Consider the following 15,031-nt stretch of genomic DNA (forward strand, 5'->3'; position numbering starts at 1 on the left):
GCAAGCGATACTGCCTCCATCGTTCAGGCGCGGTCGGCCAGAGTATGAATCGGGTCCGCATCGCCGCCAATGTCAAAAAACACGGAGACCTCCATGCGCCCTATATTCAAACCCTTCGCCCGCGCGTTGCTGGCCGCGTCGCTACTGGCTGGCGCGGCGGCGGCGCATGCCGATGCCTATCCCGACCACCCGGTGAAGTGGATCGTGCCCTTCCCGCCCGGCGGTGCGATGGACAGCATCGCGCGCACGCTGGGCGAATCTCTGGGCAAGCAGCTCAACACGTCGTTCATCGTGGAAAACCGCGCGGGCGCGGGCGGCAATATCGGCGCGGCCGCCGTGGCGCGCGCCAAGCCGGACGGTTACACCATCCTGATCGTCGCCAACGGCATGGCCGTCAATCCCGCGCTGTACCAGGACCTGAACTACGACCCCATCAAGGACTTCGCGCCGATCTCGCTGCTGGCCGTGGTGCCGAACGTGCTGGTCACCAACCCGGCACGCACCGGCGCGACCAGCGTGCAGGACGTGATCGCCAAGGCGAAGGCGCAGCCCAAGCACTACACGTACGCCTCGGCGGGCGTCGGCACGTCGATCCATCTGGCCGGCGAGATGTTCGTGTCGATGACGGGTGTGGACATGCTGCACGTGCCGTACAAGGGCAGCGGCCCGGCCGTCGCCGACCTGTTGGGCGGGCAAGTCGACTACATGTTCGACAGCATCACGTCCGCCAAGCCGCACATTGCCAGCGGCAAGCTGCGCGCGCTGGGCGTCACCACGACCAAGCGCTCGGCTGCCCTGCCCGACGTGCCGACCCTGCAGGAAGCAGGCGTGCCGGGCTATGAGCTGATGCCGTGGTTCGCCGCCTTTGCGCCCGCGGGCACGCCGCCGGACGTGGTGGCCAAGCTGAACGACGCCATGCGCTCGGCGCTGGCAGACCCCAAGGTCAAGGCGACGCTCGATTCGATCGGGGCCGAGCCGATCGGCAGCACGCCGGATGCGCTGCGCGACCACCTGGCCAAGGAGACGGCGCAATGGAAGGACCTGGTCAAGGAACGCGGCATCAAGATCAACTGATCGGCCGCGTGGCGCCGGCCTGGGGTATCGTGGGATCCTCCCCTCCCAGCGAAGGAAGTTCATCATGGCCCTGAAACACGCGGATCCCGGACAAGTCATCGATCTGAAGCCCTATGGCGCGGCGCTCGCGCAGAAGCAGTCGGTCGCGCTTTTCAAGTCCGAGGATCTTGAGGTCATGCGCCTGGTGCTGCTGGCCGGCAAGACCATGCCTTCACACGACGTCGAGGGAGAGATCACCCTTCAGTGCCTGGAGGGCAGCGTGGAAGTCTCGACCGAGGGCGCCACGCACATCCTGGATGCCGGCCGCCTGATGTACCTGCCCGCCCGCGCGCCGCATTCGCTTTTTGCGCTGGAGAACGCGTCGGTACTGGTGACGGTGGCATTGAAACGCCCGTAGCGTTAACCGCCGCGGGCGCCTTCTTTTTCCCTGTGTAGTTGCCGCCTGCCAGCCTATCCGCGCGAACGCCTTTCGACCGCCTTTCGCAGCACACCGATGAAGGCCTCATTGAACGCGGGAATATCGTCGGGCTTGCGGCTGGACACCAATACGCCGTCGACGACGGCCTCCTCATCCACCCACTCAACGCCTGCATTGCGCAGGTCGTCCTGCAGCGACGGCCAACTGGTCATCCTGCGTCCCTTGACGACGCCAGCAGAAATCAGCAGCCACGCGCCGTGGCAGATGACCGCGACCGGCTTGCCCGCATCAAAGCACGCGCGCACCAGCTCCTGCGCCTTCGGCTGCATCCGGATTTCATCGGCATTGACCACGCCGCCGGGCAAGAGCAACGCGTCAAAGACGTCCGGCTCCGACGCCGCCTGCAGAAACGTAAGGTCCACGGGAAACCGATCGCCGGGCTTGTCGTGATGAAAGCCCAGGATCGGGTCGGTGCGGGCGGACACCAGGACCGTGCGGGCGCCCTCCTCGTGCAGACGGTGGCGCGGGCCGGTGAGCTCGACCTGCTCGAATCCATCGACGGCCAGAATGGCGATGTTGACGTCTTGAAGTGTTGCCATGTTTGCTCCTGTTTAGTGCCCCCGGTATGGACAGGCGGAATCAGAACCCCGGGGCGCGACGCACACGGGCAGCAAGTGCCATGCCGCGTCGGCGGCGGGTGCGCGTATGATTGCGACCCGGCAAGGCGCACATCCCGCCCCGCCGACCTGAAGATTCGATCAGGTTCCATTCGTCGTGAGGCTGGATATGCGTTTGGTGCTGTGGTTGACGTTGTTGTTTTTTTCAGCGGCGGCTAGCGCTGCCAATTACCCGTGCTCCGGAAAGAAGGGCGGCGTGGAGCGCTGCGTGGGCGAACAGTTTCTTTGCCGCGATGGGTCCATCAGCGCGTCAAAGCGAATCTGCTCCAGTCCGGACAGCGGCGCCTCGTCTCTCATGTCGAAGACGCCGGCCGCCAGCTCGACCGGTTCCTGCAATTGCCGCGACGGCCAGTATTGCACCGGCCCGCGCGGCGGCACGTTCTGCTATTCGGACAGCGGCAAGAAGTCCTATCTCAGAAAGTAGGCGCTGCGCTCGCTGATCGCTAAGGCCGCGCCGCAGCGACCGGCTTGGGCGCCTGCGCAGGCTGCGCGGGGGTGACTCGCCAGATCGTGTTCGACAGGTCATCGGCAACGATGAGCGCGCCTTGCGGGTCCACCGTTACGCCCACCGGGCGGCCGCGCGTCGTGCCGTCGCTGTCGCGAAAGCCCGCGACGAAGTCCACAGGCGGGCCGGACGGCCGTCCATCCGTGAACGGAACGAAGACCACCTTGTAGCCCACCGGATCCTTGCGGTTCCAGCTTCCGTGCTCGCCGACGAAGACGCCGTTCGCAAAACGATCGCCCATCGACGCGGCCGAGAAGTCGACGCCCAGCGCCGCGACGTGCGAGCCCAGGCTGTAATCCGGTGCGATGGCCGACGCGACCTTGGCCGGATCCTGCGGCCGGACGCGATCGTCCACGTTCTTGCCCCAGTAGCTGTAGGGCCAGCCGTAGAAGGCGCCTTCCTTGACCGTCGTCAGATAGTCGGGCACCAGGTCGGGACCGATCTCATCGCGTTCGTTGACCACGGCCCACAGTTGGCCGGTGTCGGGCTGGATCGTGAGCGCGGTCGGATTGCGCAGCCCCGTGGCGTAGGTCTTGTATTCGCCGGTGCTGGCATTCACGCGCCAGACCCGTGCGCGGTCAACTTCAGCCGTCATGCCGCGTTCGGTGATGTTGCTGTTGGAACCAATGCCCACGTACAGATACTGCCCATCGGCGCTGGCGGTCAGCGCCTTGGTCCAGTGATGGTTGATTTCCGACGGCAGCGGCGTGACGACTTCGGGCGGTCCGCTCGCCTTGGTCTGCCCAGGTTGGTACTCGAACCGCACCAGGGCGTCCTGATTGGCGACATAAAGCTGGTTCCCGATCAGCGCGAGGCCGTACGGCGCGTTGAGGTTTTCAGCAAAGACCGAGGCCTCATACGTGCCGTCGCCTTCCGGGTCGCGCAGGAGCGTCAGCCGGTTTCCGCCCTTGACCGGGCTGGTGCCCCGGGCCTTGATGACGGCCGCAATCACGTCCTTGGGCTTGAGATCGGGGGCACTGCCGCCGCGGCCTTCGGCCACCAGAATATCGCCATTGGGCAGCACGAGCGTCTGCCGGGGAATCTTCAGATCGGTGGCGATGGCCGAAATCTTGTAGCCCTCGGGAACGGTGGGCAGCTTATCGCCCCAGGGGGAAGGCTTCGCGATGACCATATCGGGCAGCAGGCCACGTTCGGGCTTGGGCAGATCGGGGGAAGGCCCATATTGGCCTCCGGCCTGCGCGCTGCACACCCCAGCCATCACCAGCAGCGGCAGCCCGGCAATCAGTCGTAGATGCTTCATAGCGGCCCCCGGATGTGCGGCGTGCGAAAACCCAGCCAGAGCGCCAGCAGCGACAGCGCAGCGCCCACCGCAGACAGAATCAACGCGGTGGGCATGCTTGCCCACGCGTCGCGGGCGTGCAGAAGCGCGTTGAAAAGACCCACCAGCCAGGCCGCCAGCAGCACCACGGCATAGGGCACGATGCCGCGCGCGCGTTGCGTGGCCCGGAAAAGATCAACGATGGCAAACAGCAGCGCTATCGCGCCGAACAGCAGGCCCCCGACCAACAGCCAGGAGGCGAAATTGTTCCATTGGATGTGAAAAGTCTGCGCATAGGCAGCATCCGCGAGTGCCGCGCCGAGAAACAAGGGAAACATTCCGGCCAGGAACACCGCAGGCATGGGGCGCACGGTAAGGGCGTACCGATTTTCGATGAGTGGGGTCACTGGATCGCCTCGTGAGTTGCGGGCCGGATCAGAGGCCCGTGGAGGTCGGCGCAGCAAGTGGTGTTCCTGCGCCATTTACAAAGCGATTCGCAGCTCAGCGCTTGGCGATCTGCGCCGGCGCATCCGGACGCCAGCCGCCCCCCAGCGCCTTGTATGCAGCTACCGCTGCGCGCGCCGCTTCAACTTGGGCCTGCGCCCGGGCGTCCGATGCCTGCAAGAGCGACGTGTCTGCATACAGCACGTCGAGCAGACTGGCGGCGCCGCGCTTGTAGGCTGCAAACGATGACGCGCGCGCATGCGTCAGCGCGTCTTCGCCTCGGGTCAGCACTACGGACTGTTCGGCGCGGTGGACCAGTGCGGAAAACGCGTTCTCGACATCTTCCGTCGCCTGCAGGACTGCCAGGCGATACGCCGCCAGCGCCTCGGCCTCCTGGCCCTTCGCCACTTCTATCTGCGCGTTGATGCGGCCAAAGTCGAAAAGTCGCCAGCGCAGACCGAGTACGCCCGCGGATTGGCTTGCACCGGCAGAGAACAGATTGCCACTCGATACGTTCGTAGCGCTACCCAGCAAGCCGCTCAACGAGAACTTCGGATAGAACTCGGAGACGGCCTCGCCAATCCGGGCGTTGGCGGCCGCCAACCGGCGTTCGGCCGCGATCAGGTCGGGCCGGCGTTGGAGCAGATTCGCCGGAGAGCCCATGTTCTCGATTCGGGGTACGGCGGGTATCGGCGCATGCGCCGCCAATTCAGTGCGATGCGTGCCGGGCACCGCCCCCAGCACGACGTCCAGCGCGTTCATGGCCGCATCGAGTCCACTTTGCAGGACCGGAATGGTTGCCTCTACTTGCGACAGCGCGCCATCCGCCTGACGCACCTGGTATTCCGCAGCCAGCCCGCGTTCATGCAGCAGCGCTACCTTGGCGACAAGCTCCTGCTGCGTCCTGACCTGCCGCTGAGCGATTTCCAGCCGCGCTTGGAGGCCACGGATCGCAATATAGGTATCCGCGGTTTGCGCGGCTACCGCGAGCTGGGTTGCCGTCGCCACCGCATCCGAGGCCTGAAGTCCGGCAATTGCCGCCTCGCGGCCACGCCGCAGGCCCCCAAACATGTCGATTTCCCAGCTGGCCTCGAGATTCGCTTCGTATTGATTGCCCCAGCGGTCGTAATCGGGCGTGCTGCTGGCCACTTGCCCCAGCGGCGTCTCGAGCGACTGATGCGACCGCGCAGCCAGGCCGCGCACGGAGGCCGATGGCAGCAAGGCCGCGTTCGCCGCGCCCAACCCCGCACGCGCCTGCGTCACGCGCGCCGCCGCCTGCGCCAGATCCAGGTTCTGCGCGATCGCCAATGACACGTAGCGTGCCAGCATCGGATCGTCGAACTGAAGCCACCACGTATCCAGGTCTTGCACGGCCCCCGATCCCGCGTGCCGGGTTGGAGACTGCGTGTAGTGGTCGGGAAGCGGCGTCTCGGGCCGGTGGTAATCAGGACCTGCCACACACCCGGCCAACATGGTGGCGCCGAGCAAGACAAGAGAATGACGGGCACGCATGCGAATCCTTCAAGCGTAAATTTATGGTGACTATAATACGTTTTGGTCACTTGTTGTCAACAAAAATCCCGCAGGTTAAGCTGCACGCATGACGAAAGCATCATCCCCCGCCCTTCAGCCGCGAGGCCCCTCCGATCACGACGTCCGCGATCAGATCGTCGAAGCCGCCACCGAGTACTTCGGCCTGTACGGTTTCGACAAGACCACGGTTTCCGACCTAGCCAAGGCCATCGGGTTCTCCAAGGCCTATATCTACAAGTTCTTCGACTCCAAACAGGCGATCGGCGAGGTCATCTGCGCCAACCGCCTGAACACGATCATGGTCGCGGTGGACGCGGCCGTCGCCGACGCGCGGTCCGCGCCGGACCGGCTGCGCCGCATGTTCAAGGCGCTGGTGGATGCTGGCAGCCAGCTCTTCTTCCACGACAGCAAGCTTTACGACATTGCGCGAACCTCGGCCAGCGAGTCTTGGCCATCCGCGCAGGCCTATGAGGCGCACATCAAGGGCCTCATCCTGCAGGTGATCCGTGAAGGCCGGGAAGCTGGCGACTTCGAACGCAAGACGCCCCTGGACGAAACGGCCGACGCCATCTACCTCGTCATGCGGCCGTATATCAATCCCCTGCTCCTGCAGCACAACCTGGCGAATGGCACGGAAGCCACGGTGCAACTGTCCAGCCTGATACTGCGCAGCTTGGCGCCGTAAATATTTTGTAGTGACCATTGACCTTATTGGTCACTTGTATAGAATGGGGACCTTCTTTGTGAGGATGGTTTCCCATGTTTCGGCGCCAGCTTGCCCCGTTTGCCTTTTGCCTGTTGCCTTTCGCCCTCTCGGCATGCGGCGATAGCCCTCCATCAGATCCCCGCCTCGATCTCCCGCTTGTCCGCGTCGGTGTGGCGCAAAACGCATCCGCGTCGGCGCGGTCCTTCACGGGAGTCGTGGCGGCGCGCGTTCAAAGCGATCTGGGATTCCGCGTGTCGGGCAAGGTCTTGGAGCGCCTCGCCGATACTGGTCAAACCGTGACCCGCGGGCAGCCGCTCATGCGGCTGGATCCGGAGGACCTGGGCCTGCAAGCCCGTGCGCAGCAAGAGGCGGTTGCCGCGGCGCATGCTCGCGCCAAGCAGGCCATCAACGACGACGCCCGCTATCGCGGCCTCGTTGCGGAAGGCGCCGTGTCAGCGTCTGCCTATGCGCAGATCAAGGCCGCGGCCGATACGGCGCGCGCGGAACTGAAGGCGGCCGAAGCGCGGGCCAACGTCGCGAAGAACGCGTCTAGCTATGCGGTGCTGGTGGCAGACGCGGACGGCGTCCTCGTGGAAACGCTGGCCGAACCCGGCCAGGTCGTTGCCGCCGGGCAGCCCGTCGTGCGGCTTGCGCGCGCCGGCCAGCGCGAAGCCATCGTGCACCTGCCCGAGACATTACGGCCGTCAGTGGGTTCCGCAGCCCTGGCGACGTTGTACGGCGACCGTCATTCCCCCGCGCCCGCCATATTGCGGCAACTGTCCCATGCGGCGGATCGCGTCACGCGGACGTTCGAGGCCAGATACGTGCTGGAAGGCGCGCTGGCCCCTGCGCCGTTGGGGGCCACTGTCACGATCGACATTCAGCAGTCGCCGCACGGCACGCCCATGCTGCAGGTACCGATTGGCGCGGTATTCGACACCGGAGCAGGTCCGGGCGTCTGGGTGGTGGTGGACGGCACGCCGGCCCAGGTGGCGCGGCGGCCCGTCCAGGTGCACGGCCTGAGCGACGATGTGGCGCGTGTCGCCGGCGACCTCAAGGCCGGCGAACGTGTCGTGTCCCTGGGCGCGCATCTGCTGCATGAAGGCGAGCAAGTCCGGCTCGAGGAGAAGAATGCTGCCGCCATCGTGGGAGTGCGTCGATGAGCGAAGGCCGCTTCAACCTGTCCGCACTCGCCGTGCGCGAACGCTCAATCACGCTGTTCCTGATTCTTCTCGTCTCGGTTGCCGGGATCCTCGCGTTTTTCCAACTGGGCCGTGCCGAGGATCCACCCTTCACCATCAAGCAAATGACCGTCGTGACGGCATGGCCCGGCGCGACCGCGCAGGAAATGCAGGATCAGGTTGCCGAACCGCTGGAAAAGCGGCTGCAGGAACTGCGGTGGTATGACCGAACCGAAACCTTCACGCGGCCGGGCCTGGCGTTCACCATGGTGTCCCTGCTGGACAGCACGCCGCCCAAGGAGGTGCAGGAAGCGTTCTATCAGGCACGCAAAAAGCTCGCCGACGAAACGAAGCGCCTGCCTTCCGGCGTCATCGGGCCGATGGTTAATGACGAGTACGCGGACGTCACTTTTGCCCTTTATGCGCTCAAGGCGAAGGGCGAGCCTCAGCGCCTGCTGGCGCGCGACGCCGAGGTCATGCGCCAACAACTGCTTCACGTGCCCGGCGTCAAGAAGGTGAACATCATCGGCGAGCAGCCCGAGCGCATCTTCGTGTCGTTCTCCCATGACCGTCTGGCTACGCTCGGCGTCGATCCGCAAGCCATTTTTGCGGCGCTCAATGCTCAGAACGTCCTTACGCCCGCGGGGTCGATCGAAACCAAGGGGCCCCAGGTGTTCCTGCGTGTGGACGGCGCGTTCGACAGCCTGGACAAGATCCGCCAGACGCCCGTCAGTGGCCAGGGACGTACGCTGAAGCTGGCGGACGTGGCGACCGTAGAACGCGGCTACGAAGATCCAGCCACTTTCCTGGTGCGCAGCAACGGCGAGCCTGCGCTGCTCTTGGGCGTGGTCATGCGTGACGAATGGAATGGGCTTGAGCTGGGCAGCGCGCTCGAAAAGGAGGTCGGCAAGATCAATGCCGCATTACCGCTCGGCATAAGCCTGGCCAAGGTGACGGACCAGGCGGTCAACATCAGCGCGGCCGTCGACGAATTCATGGTCAAGTTCTTCGTCGCACTGCTGGTCGTGATGCTGGTGTGCTTTATCAGCATGGGATGGCGCGTCGGCGTCGTGGTGGCCGCCGCCGTACCCCTGACCCTGGCAGCGGTGTTCGTCATCATGGCGGCCTCGGGCAAGAACTTCGACCGCATCACGCTTGGCTCGTTGATCCTGGCGCTAGGCCTGCTGGTGGACGACGCCATCATCGCCATCGAAATGATGGTGGTCAAGATGGAAGAAGGCTACAGCCGGATCGCGGCGTCGGCGTATGCGTGGAGCCACACGGCCGCCCCCATGCTGTCGGGCACGCTGGTCACCGCGGTCGGCTTCATGCCGAACGGTTTCGCGCTTTCGACCGCGGGGGAGTACACCAGCAACATGTTCTGGATCGTCGGCATTGCGCTGATCGCGTCATGGGTAGTGGCGGTGTTCTTCACGCCGTATCTGGGCGTGAAGATGCTGCCGGACATAAAGAAGATTGAAGGCGGACACCACGCCATCTACAACACCCGCCATTACAACCGCTTCCGGCGCCTGCTGCGGCACGTCATCGGCCGCAAATGGCTGGTCGCGGGAACGGTGGTCGCGGTCTTTGCGCTTGCCGTGGTGGGCATGGGCCTGGTCAACAAGCAGTTCTTTCCCACTTCGGATCGGCCCGAAGTGCTCGTTGAAGTGCAGATGCCATACGGCACGTCCATCGCACAGACAAGCCAGGCCACAGCGTCAGTCGAAGCATGGCTCGCCCGGCAGCCGGAGGCCAGGATCGTCACCGCCTACATCGGCCAAGGTGCGCCGCGCTTCTTTCTGGCCATGGCGCCCGAGCTGCCGGACCCGTCATTCGCCAAGATCGTGATCCTGACGGGGGATGACAAGGAACGCGAAGCGCTCAAGTTCCGGCTGCGCCAGGCTATCGCCGACGGCTTGGCGCCGCAGGCGCAGGTCCGCGTCACCCAGATCGTGTTCGGCCCGCCCTCGCCGTTCCCGGTCGCCTACCGCGTCATGGGGCCTGACGCCGGCAAGCTTCGCACGATTGCCGCACGCGTCCAGTCGATCATGCAGGCGGATCCCATGATGCGCACCGTGAACACCGACTGGGGCGCGCGTGTTCCCGCCCTGCACTTCACGCTGGACCAGGACAGGCTTCAGGCGGTGGGATTGAGCTCCAGCTCGGTGGCCTTGCAGTTGCAATTCCTGTTGAGTGGCGTGCCCCTCACCAACGTTCGCGAAGACATCCGCTCGGTGGAGGTGGTCGGCCGAGCCGCCGGTGACATCCGTCTAGATCCGGCCAAGATCGCCGGCCTGACGCTCGTGGGGACCGAAGGCCAACGCGTGCCCCTGTCGCAGGTCGGAACGATTGATGTCCGCATGGAGGATCCGATCCTGCGGCGCCGCGACCGCACGCCGGTGATTACGGTGCGCGGCGACATCGCGGAAGGGCTTCAGCCGCCTGACGTTTCCACCGCGATCTTCAAGCAGCTGCAGCCGGTCATCAATGACCTGCCAGCGGGATATCGCATCGAACAGGCCGGCTCCATCGAAGAATCCGCCAAGGCCAGCGCCGCCATGCTGCCGCTATTTCCCATCATGATCGCCGTCACCCTGCTCATCATCATCCTGCAGGTGCGATCCATCGCCGCCATGGTGATGGTGTTTGCGACCAGCCCGCTCGGCCTGATCGGTGTCGTGCCGACACTGCTTCTGTTTCAGCAGCCGTTCGGTATCAATGCGCTGGTCGGACTGATTGCCCTGTCCGGAATCCTGATGCGCAACACGCTGATCCTGATCGGCCAGATCCACCATAACGAACAGGAAGGCCTGGCGCCCTTCGACGCGGTGGTCGAGGCGACGGTGCAGCGAGCGCGGCCGGTGATCCTGACGGCGCTGGCCGCGATACTGGCTTTCATCCCGTTGACGCATTCGGTGTTCTGGGGAACGCTGGCCTACACGCTGATCGGCGGCACGTTCGCCGGGACCATCATCACGCTGGTGTTCCTGCCGGCCATGTACGCTATCTGGTTCAAGATCCGTCCGGCCGCCGCGCGGGACGCCGCTGAACCCATTGTTTCCCGGGCTATGACCAGTTGATCCACACCACCTCCGGCGTGGCGGCTGCCCGCCGGGGGCTTCACGACGAGGGGGTTCGTATGTACAGGAATCAACAGACTGGCTGGGCGGCTCAGCGCCAGGCCGCACTTGCGAGGATGCTTGCAGGCGGGGGCAAGCCCGATTTCGCCCGTCCAGATCAGATCGTCGGCATGACGGGCTTACAGATCCTGCACGCCATGATGGCCGGCGAGCTGCCCTACCCGCCGATGAACGACACCACGAACATGACGCTCGTGGAAGCGGACTCGGGCTGGGCCGTATTTCTCGGCATCCCCGAGCTGCGGCATTGCAATCCGTTCGGCACCGTCCATGGCGGCTGGTTCTCGACTCTGCTGGATTCGGCATTGGGTTGTGCGATCCAGAGTGCGCTCCCGGAGGGCCGGAGCTACACGACGGTCGAACTCAGCGTCAACATCGTACGCGCGGCTGCGCCGTCCACTGGCGCGCTTCGCGCCGCCGCGACGCTGATACACAGCGGCATGCAGATCGCCACGGCGCAGGCGCGGGTGGAGGACGAAAACGGCAAGCTGTATGCGCACGCCACCACCACCTGCGTTGTATTTGACCGGCGTGCATAGCGCATCGCTACACCCCAAACGACATCGACATCCGTTCCAACCACGCGCTGGCCACCGGCTGGCGCCGCGCAAGAAACCCCAGCGGACCGTCTTCAGCCAGGCGCCAGTGCGCCGTCCCGAAACGTAGCGTTCCCCGAAGCGTGCAGCGCGTGCGGATCAGCCCTGCCGGCCCGTCCTGCACGGTCCACACCGCGAAGCGTAGCGGTACGGCGAGGCGCGGGCCGGGGCGGAAATGCACGCTGGCCGCGGGCCGCCCTTCCGCAATAAGCGACGCCTGCGTCAGCGCAGCAGGCTCACCGGGCGCGCCCAACGCACGCAGCGGCTCGAAATGGCCAATGCGCTTCGGGATCCCCCACAATTTGCGGCCCCCCTCGGCGGCAGCCTCGTCGTCCACCCAGATCGGGCCCACGGTACACGCGGGTGCGAGCAATCCCGCGTGACGTACCGCCGTCGCAAAAAGCAGCTCGTTATAGACGAGCGTGCCGCCAGGTTCATAAGCCGTCCAGACGGTCGTGCAGATGGCATGGCGTCCCAACGTGACCACGCGGGCATCACCGGGCGCCTGCTGCGGCAGATCGGCCAGCGGCACCCGCCACGCGCTGATGAGCGCATGGCCCTGCAGGTTCCAGGGCGCCTGCGGATACGGCGAAGGCGCATCGGAATGTGAGGTGTCGGCAGCCATGCCGGGCGGAATGCCGTTCGAAGGAGGAATCATGCTGGCGAACTCCTGTGAGGCGGTATCGGCCGATAGTAAGCGCCCCGCGACCGAACGCCGCATGCCTTTCCATTCGGACGGAATGCGTAAGGTTCTGTAATAGAATCCTGCCCATGTCGATTCACCGGGACTCTGCGTTTCAGCCCCGCGGCCTGCCTTGGCGCTTGCTCGTCTGCCTGGCAATGGCCGCTTTCGTGCTGCGCGCTTTCATCCCGACCGGCTACATGGCGGGGCCGTCCACGACCTCGCTGATGCTGACGCTGTGCGAAGCCGGCGGCACGATGAACGTGACGTTCGACTTGCCGGGAGAGCAGGATTCGAAGCACGTTGCTGGTGAGGCCTGCGCCTTTGGCGCCCTCGCCGCGCACGCGATCTTGCCGGACACGGGGCTTGCGCCCGTGCTGTCAGCGCGCGCCGCTTACGCCGCGCCCGAAATCCCCGTCTACCGGGCCACGCCGCCGCTTCCGGCCCTGGGGCCGCCCCTCGGATCACGCGCCCCGCCTTCCCTGTCTTCCTGATCCGCCGCGCACGCGCCTGAGGCCGTGCACGGCAGCGAAGAGCGGGAGCCCCCGTAAGCCATCACCACGGCGCCAGCGCATCGGCGCCGCCTGCACGGCCATCCCCTCTTCGCCCGCGCTTTGCCGACCGGCCTTTCATGCCGGCGGCAGATCATGTCGAAGACAAAGAAGAGGGGTCATCTTGACCATCGTTCGCTCGCACGCGTGCCTCGGCACGACGCTGATCCTGGCCGCGTTCAACGCCGCCGCCCAAACCGCTCCTGCCACCCTCGCCCCCATCACCGTGGTCGGCGGCACGGAAACCGCGCTTACCACCGAGGCATCCACCGGCTCCAATCTCGGCCTCACACCCATGCAGACGCCCGCGAGCGTCGACATCATTTCGCGGGAACAGATCGAGTCCCGCGGCGACGCCAGCGTGATCGAAGCGATCACCCGCGCACCCGGCTTTTCGGCCGCTCCCCACCCCGGCAACGGCAACAGCGCCCTGTCGGTGCGCGGCTTCACCGACAGCACGTCGGTCATGCGGCTGTACGACGGACTGCGCCAATATGGCGGCGTCGGCCTGACGTTTCCGTTCGACACGTGGTCGGTCGAGCGCATCGAGGTGCTGCGCGGGCCCGCCTCCGTCATCTACGGCGACGGCGCGATCGGCGGCGTCGTCAACGTGATCCCCAAGCGCCCCACCCGCGGGCCGATCCAGAACGAAGTGCAGGCCACGATCGGCACGCAGGACACGGCACGGCTGGGCCTGGGGAGCGGCGGCGCGCTCAGCGATACGTTGTCGTATCGCCTGGATGTCAGCGGCAACTACACGGACGGCTATGTCGCCCGGGGCCAGTCGGGCGACGCGACGTTCTCGGGCGCGCTGCGCTGGGACGCCACGCCCGACCTGAACATGACGCTGAGCTATGCGTACGGCTATCAGCGCCCGATGCGGTATTTCGGCACGCCGATGATCAACGGCGAGCAGGACGACGCCGTGCGCAAACAGAACTACAACGTCGCCGACAGCTTCATGCGCTTTCGCGACCAGTGGACGCAACTGGACACCGTCTGGACGCCGAACGATGCGACCACGGTGCGCGCGCGCCTTTACCACGTGCAGAGCGACCGTGACTGGCGCAATGCCGAACGCTACGTCTACAACCCCGCGACCAGCCTGATCGACCGATCGGACAACACGCAGATCACGCATGACCAGGCCCAGACGGGCCTGACGACGAGCGCCGTCTTCAAGGGTACGCTGGCCGGCCTGGACAACACGGTGTCCGTGGGTTTCGACGTCAACCACGCCACGTTCAAACACATCAACAACACGTACACGGGCAGTTCGGGATCGGTGGATCCGTATGACCCGGATCACGGCCGGTACCAGAGCGACGTCCCGTTCATTCCGCGTTACCGCAACAAGGCCGACCAGTTCGCCCTGTTCATGGAAGACCGCCTGGCGCTGACCAGCAAGTGGTCCCTCATCGGCGGCCTGCGCTACGACCACGCGAAGGTTACGCGCGACGACCTGGTCACTGGTCAGCGGGCCCTGTCCAAGACGTTTTCCGACGTGGGCTGGCGCATCGGCACCGTGTATGACGTGACTCCGGATCTGGCCGTCTATGCGCAATACGCGGAAGCCGCCGACCCAGTCAGCGGGCTGTTGATGATCAGCCCGTCCAACGCGTCGTTCGATCTGTCGCGCGGCAAGCAGATCGAGATCGGCTTGAAGCAGAATTTCATGGATGGGCGCGGCGAGTGGACCTTGGCGGCGTACGAGATCCGCAAGACCAATCTGCTGTCGCGCGACGCCGATGATCCGAGCCTTCGGGTTCAGGTGGGCGAGCAATCGTCGCGCGGGCTGGAAACGTCGCTGTCGCTGGCGGTCGCGCCTGGCTGGACCATCGACGCCAATGCCACCGTGCTGCGAGCCAGGTACGACGACTTCTCCGAGTCCGTCGGCGGCGCGGCCGTGTCGCGCGCGGGCAATGTCCCGCCCAATGTGCCGCAACGCCTGGCGAACCTGTGGCTGAGCTGGAACTTCCAGCCGGGCTGGACCGCGATGGGCGGCATGCGCTACGTGGGCAAGCGCTATGCGGACAGCGCCAACACCATCGAACTGCCGTCCTACACCACGACCGACCTGGCGCTGCGCTGGGACGTGAACAAGGACACCGCCATCACGGCCCGGGGCTTCAACATCTTCGACCGCGCGTACTTCACGACCGCCTACTACACCAACACCCAATGGATGTATGGGCCAAGCCGCCGGTTCGAGCTGACGCTGAACCACCGTTTCTGAGCGAGG

14 protein-coding genes and 1 pseudogene are annotated in these 15,031 nt (G+C 65.4%); 10 read left to right on the forward strand and 5 right to left on the reverse strand.

Going from position 1 to position 15,031, the window contains the following annotated elements:
• Positions 1 to 93 precede the first annotated feature (93 nt).
• Positions 94 to 1,074, forward strand: a complete 981-nt coding sequence (locus AC6LJW_RS06880; RefSeq protein WP_427987929.1) for a tripartite tricarboxylate transporter substrate binding protein — start codon at positions 94 to 96, stop codon at positions 1,072 to 1,074.
• Between the two features lie 64 nt (positions 1,075 to 1,138).
• Complete coding sequence (locus AC6LJW_RS06885; RefSeq protein ID WP_056561661.1) at positions 1,139 to 1,471, forward strand: cupin domain-containing protein; 333 nt, start codon at positions 1,139 to 1,141, stop codon at positions 1,469 to 1,471.
• Between the two features lie 53 nt (positions 1,472 to 1,524).
• Here AC6LJW_RS06885 and AC6LJW_RS06890 read toward each other — a convergent pair whose 3' ends face one another.
• Positions 1,525 to 2,091 (reverse strand): type 1 glutamine amidotransferase domain-containing protein, encoded by a 567-nt coding sequence (locus AC6LJW_RS06890; protein ID WP_056561663.1) that lies wholly within the window; start codon positions 2,089 to 2,091, stop codon positions 1,525 to 1,527.
• Between the two features lie 187 nt (positions 2,092 to 2,278).
• Between AC6LJW_RS06890 and AC6LJW_RS06895 the strand changes: the two are divergent.
• Together AC6LJW_RS06895 and AC6LJW_RS06900 are read left to right on the forward strand one after the other, a co-directional pair.
• A pseudogene (locus AC6LJW_RS06895) lies at positions 2,279 to 2,425 on the forward strand (YdcA family protein); the annotation flags it as partial.
• A 39-nt stretch (positions 2,426 to 2,464) separates the two neighbouring features.
• The gene (locus AC6LJW_RS06900; RefSeq protein ID WP_427987926.1) at positions 2,465 to 2,593 is read left to right on the forward strand and encodes a hypothetical protein; all 129 of its coding nucleotides are present in this window, start codon (positions 2,465 to 2,467) and stop codon (positions 2,591 to 2,593) included.
• 19 nt (positions 2,594 to 2,612) lie between these two features.
• Here the strand turns inward: AC6LJW_RS06900 and AC6LJW_RS06905 are convergent, their stop codons facing one another.
• From AC6LJW_RS06905 to AC6LJW_RS06915, 3 genes are read right to left on the reverse strand one after another with little or no spacing between them, the layout of a single operon-like run.
• Positions 2,613 to 3,893 carry a PQQ-dependent sugar dehydrogenase gene (locus AC6LJW_RS06905; RefSeq protein ID WP_427988014.1) on the reverse strand — a complete coding sequence of 427 codons (1,281 nt, stop codon included), beginning with the start codon at positions 3,891 to 3,893 and terminating at the stop codon, positions 2,613 to 2,615.
• 38 nt (positions 3,894 to 3,931) lie between these two features.
• Positions 3,932 to 4,435 (reverse strand): DUF2231 domain-containing protein, encoded by a 504-nt coding sequence (locus AC6LJW_RS06910; RefSeq protein ID WP_235512042.1) that lies wholly within the window; start codon positions 4,433 to 4,435, stop codon positions 3,932 to 3,934.
• A gap of 19 nt (positions 4,436 to 4,454) precedes the next feature.
• Positions 4,455 to 5,909, reverse strand: a complete 1,455-nt coding sequence (locus tag AC6LJW_RS06915) for an efflux transporter outer membrane subunit (RefSeq protein ID WP_498086838.1) — start codon at positions 5,907 to 5,909, stop codon at positions 4,455 to 4,457.
• Between the two features lie 88 nt (positions 5,910 to 5,997).
• Between AC6LJW_RS06915 and AC6LJW_RS06920 the strand changes: the two genes are divergently transcribed.
• From AC6LJW_RS06920 to AC6LJW_RS06935, 4 genes are all read left to right on the forward strand, one after another.
• Entirely contained in the window at positions 5,998 to 6,615 is a 618-nt protein-coding gene (locus tag AC6LJW_RS06920) for a TetR/AcrR family transcriptional regulator (protein WP_498086839.1), read from the forward strand.
• A gap of 74 nt (positions 6,616 to 6,689) precedes the next feature.
• Positions 6,690 to 7,799, forward strand: a complete 1,110-nt coding sequence (locus tag AC6LJW_RS06925; RefSeq protein ID WP_498086840.1) for an efflux RND transporter periplasmic adaptor subunit — start codon at positions 6,690 to 6,692, stop codon at positions 7,797 to 7,799.
• The gene (locus tag AC6LJW_RS06930; protein WP_498086841.1) at positions 7,796 to 10,900 is read left to right on the forward strand and encodes an efflux RND transporter permease subunit; all 3,105 of its coding nucleotides are present in this window, start codon (positions 7,796 to 7,798) and stop codon (positions 10,898 to 10,900) included. Before AC6LJW_RS06925 ends, AC6LJW_RS06930 begins: the two co-directional genes overlap by 4 nt.
• A complete protein-coding gene (locus AC6LJW_RS06935) occupies positions 10,897 to 11,499 on the forward strand; it encodes a PaaI family thioesterase (RefSeq protein WP_369818943.1) in 603 nt (200 codons plus the stop codon). Before AC6LJW_RS06930 ends, AC6LJW_RS06935 begins: the two co-directional genes overlap by 4 nt.
• A gap of 7 nt (positions 11,500 to 11,506) precedes the next feature.
• Here the strand turns inward: AC6LJW_RS06935 and AC6LJW_RS06940 are convergent, their stop codons facing one another.
• Entirely contained in the window at positions 11,507 to 12,214 is a 708-nt protein-coding gene (locus AC6LJW_RS06940; protein WP_498086842.1) for an acetoacetate decarboxylase family protein, read from the reverse strand.
• A gap of 113 nt (positions 12,215 to 12,327) precedes the next feature.
• Between AC6LJW_RS06940 and AC6LJW_RS06945 the strand changes: the two genes are divergently transcribed.
• A complete protein-coding gene (locus AC6LJW_RS06945) occupies positions 12,328 to 12,732 on the forward strand; it encodes a DUF2946 family protein (protein ID WP_427987916.1) in 405 nt (134 codons plus the stop codon).
• A gap of 181 nt (positions 12,733 to 12,913) precedes the next feature.
• A complete protein-coding gene (locus AC6LJW_RS06950; RefSeq protein WP_498086843.1) occupies positions 12,914 to 15,025 on the forward strand; it encodes a TonB-dependent receptor in 2,112 nt (703 codons plus the stop codon).
• Positions 15,026 to 15,031: the final 6 nt, after the last annotated feature.

This window comes from Achromobacter sp. 1012554356 (genome assembly GCF_059760815.1).

Bases quoted from the DNA above. Each gene is read 5' to 3' on its own strand.
- AC6LJW_RS06880 (WP_427987929.1), top strand. From the start codon at position 94: ATGCGCCCTATATTCAAACCCTTCGCCCGCGCGTTGCTGGCCGCGTCG.
- AC6LJW_RS06885 (WP_056561661.1), top strand. From the start codon at position 1,139: ATGGCCCTGAAACACGCGGATCCCGGACAAGTCATCGATCTGAAGCCC.
- AC6LJW_RS06890 (WP_056561663.1), bottom strand. From the start codon at position 2,091: ATGGCAACACTTCAAGACGTCAACATCGCCATTCTGGCCGTCGATGGA.
- AC6LJW_RS06900 (WP_427987926.1), top strand. From the start codon at position 2,465: ATGTCGAAGACGCCGGCCGCCAGCTCGACCGGTTCCTGCAATTGCCGC.
- AC6LJW_RS06905 (WP_427988014.1), bottom strand. From the start codon at position 3,893: ATGGCTGGGGTGTGCAGCGCGCAGGCCGGAGGCCAATATGGGCCTTCC.
- AC6LJW_RS06910 (WP_235512042.1), bottom strand. From the start codon at position 4,435: ATGGCGCAGGAACACCACTTGCTGCGCCGACCTCCACGGGCCTCTGAT.
- AC6LJW_RS06915 (WP_498086838.1), bottom strand. From the start codon at position 5,909: ATGCGTGCCCGTCATTCTCTTGTCTTGCTCGGCGCCACCATGTTGGCC.
- AC6LJW_RS06920 (WP_498086839.1), top strand. From the start codon at position 5,998: ATGACGAAAGCATCATCCCCCGCCCTTCAGCCGCGAGGCCCCTCCGAT.
- AC6LJW_RS06925 (WP_498086840.1), top strand. From the start codon at position 6,690: ATGTTTCGGCGCCAGCTTGCCCCGTTTGCCTTTTGCCTGTTGCCTTTC.
- AC6LJW_RS06930 (WP_498086841.1), top strand. From the start codon at position 7,796: ATGAGCGAAGGCCGCTTCAACCTGTCCGCACTCGCCGTGCGCGAACGC.
- AC6LJW_RS06940 (WP_498086842.1), bottom strand. From the start codon at position 12,214: ATGATTCCTCCTTCGAACGGCATTCCGCCCGGCATGGCTGCCGACACC.
- AC6LJW_RS06945 (WP_427987916.1), top strand. From the start codon at position 12,328: ATGTCGATTCACCGGGACTCTGCGTTTCAGCCCCGCGGCCTGCCTTGG.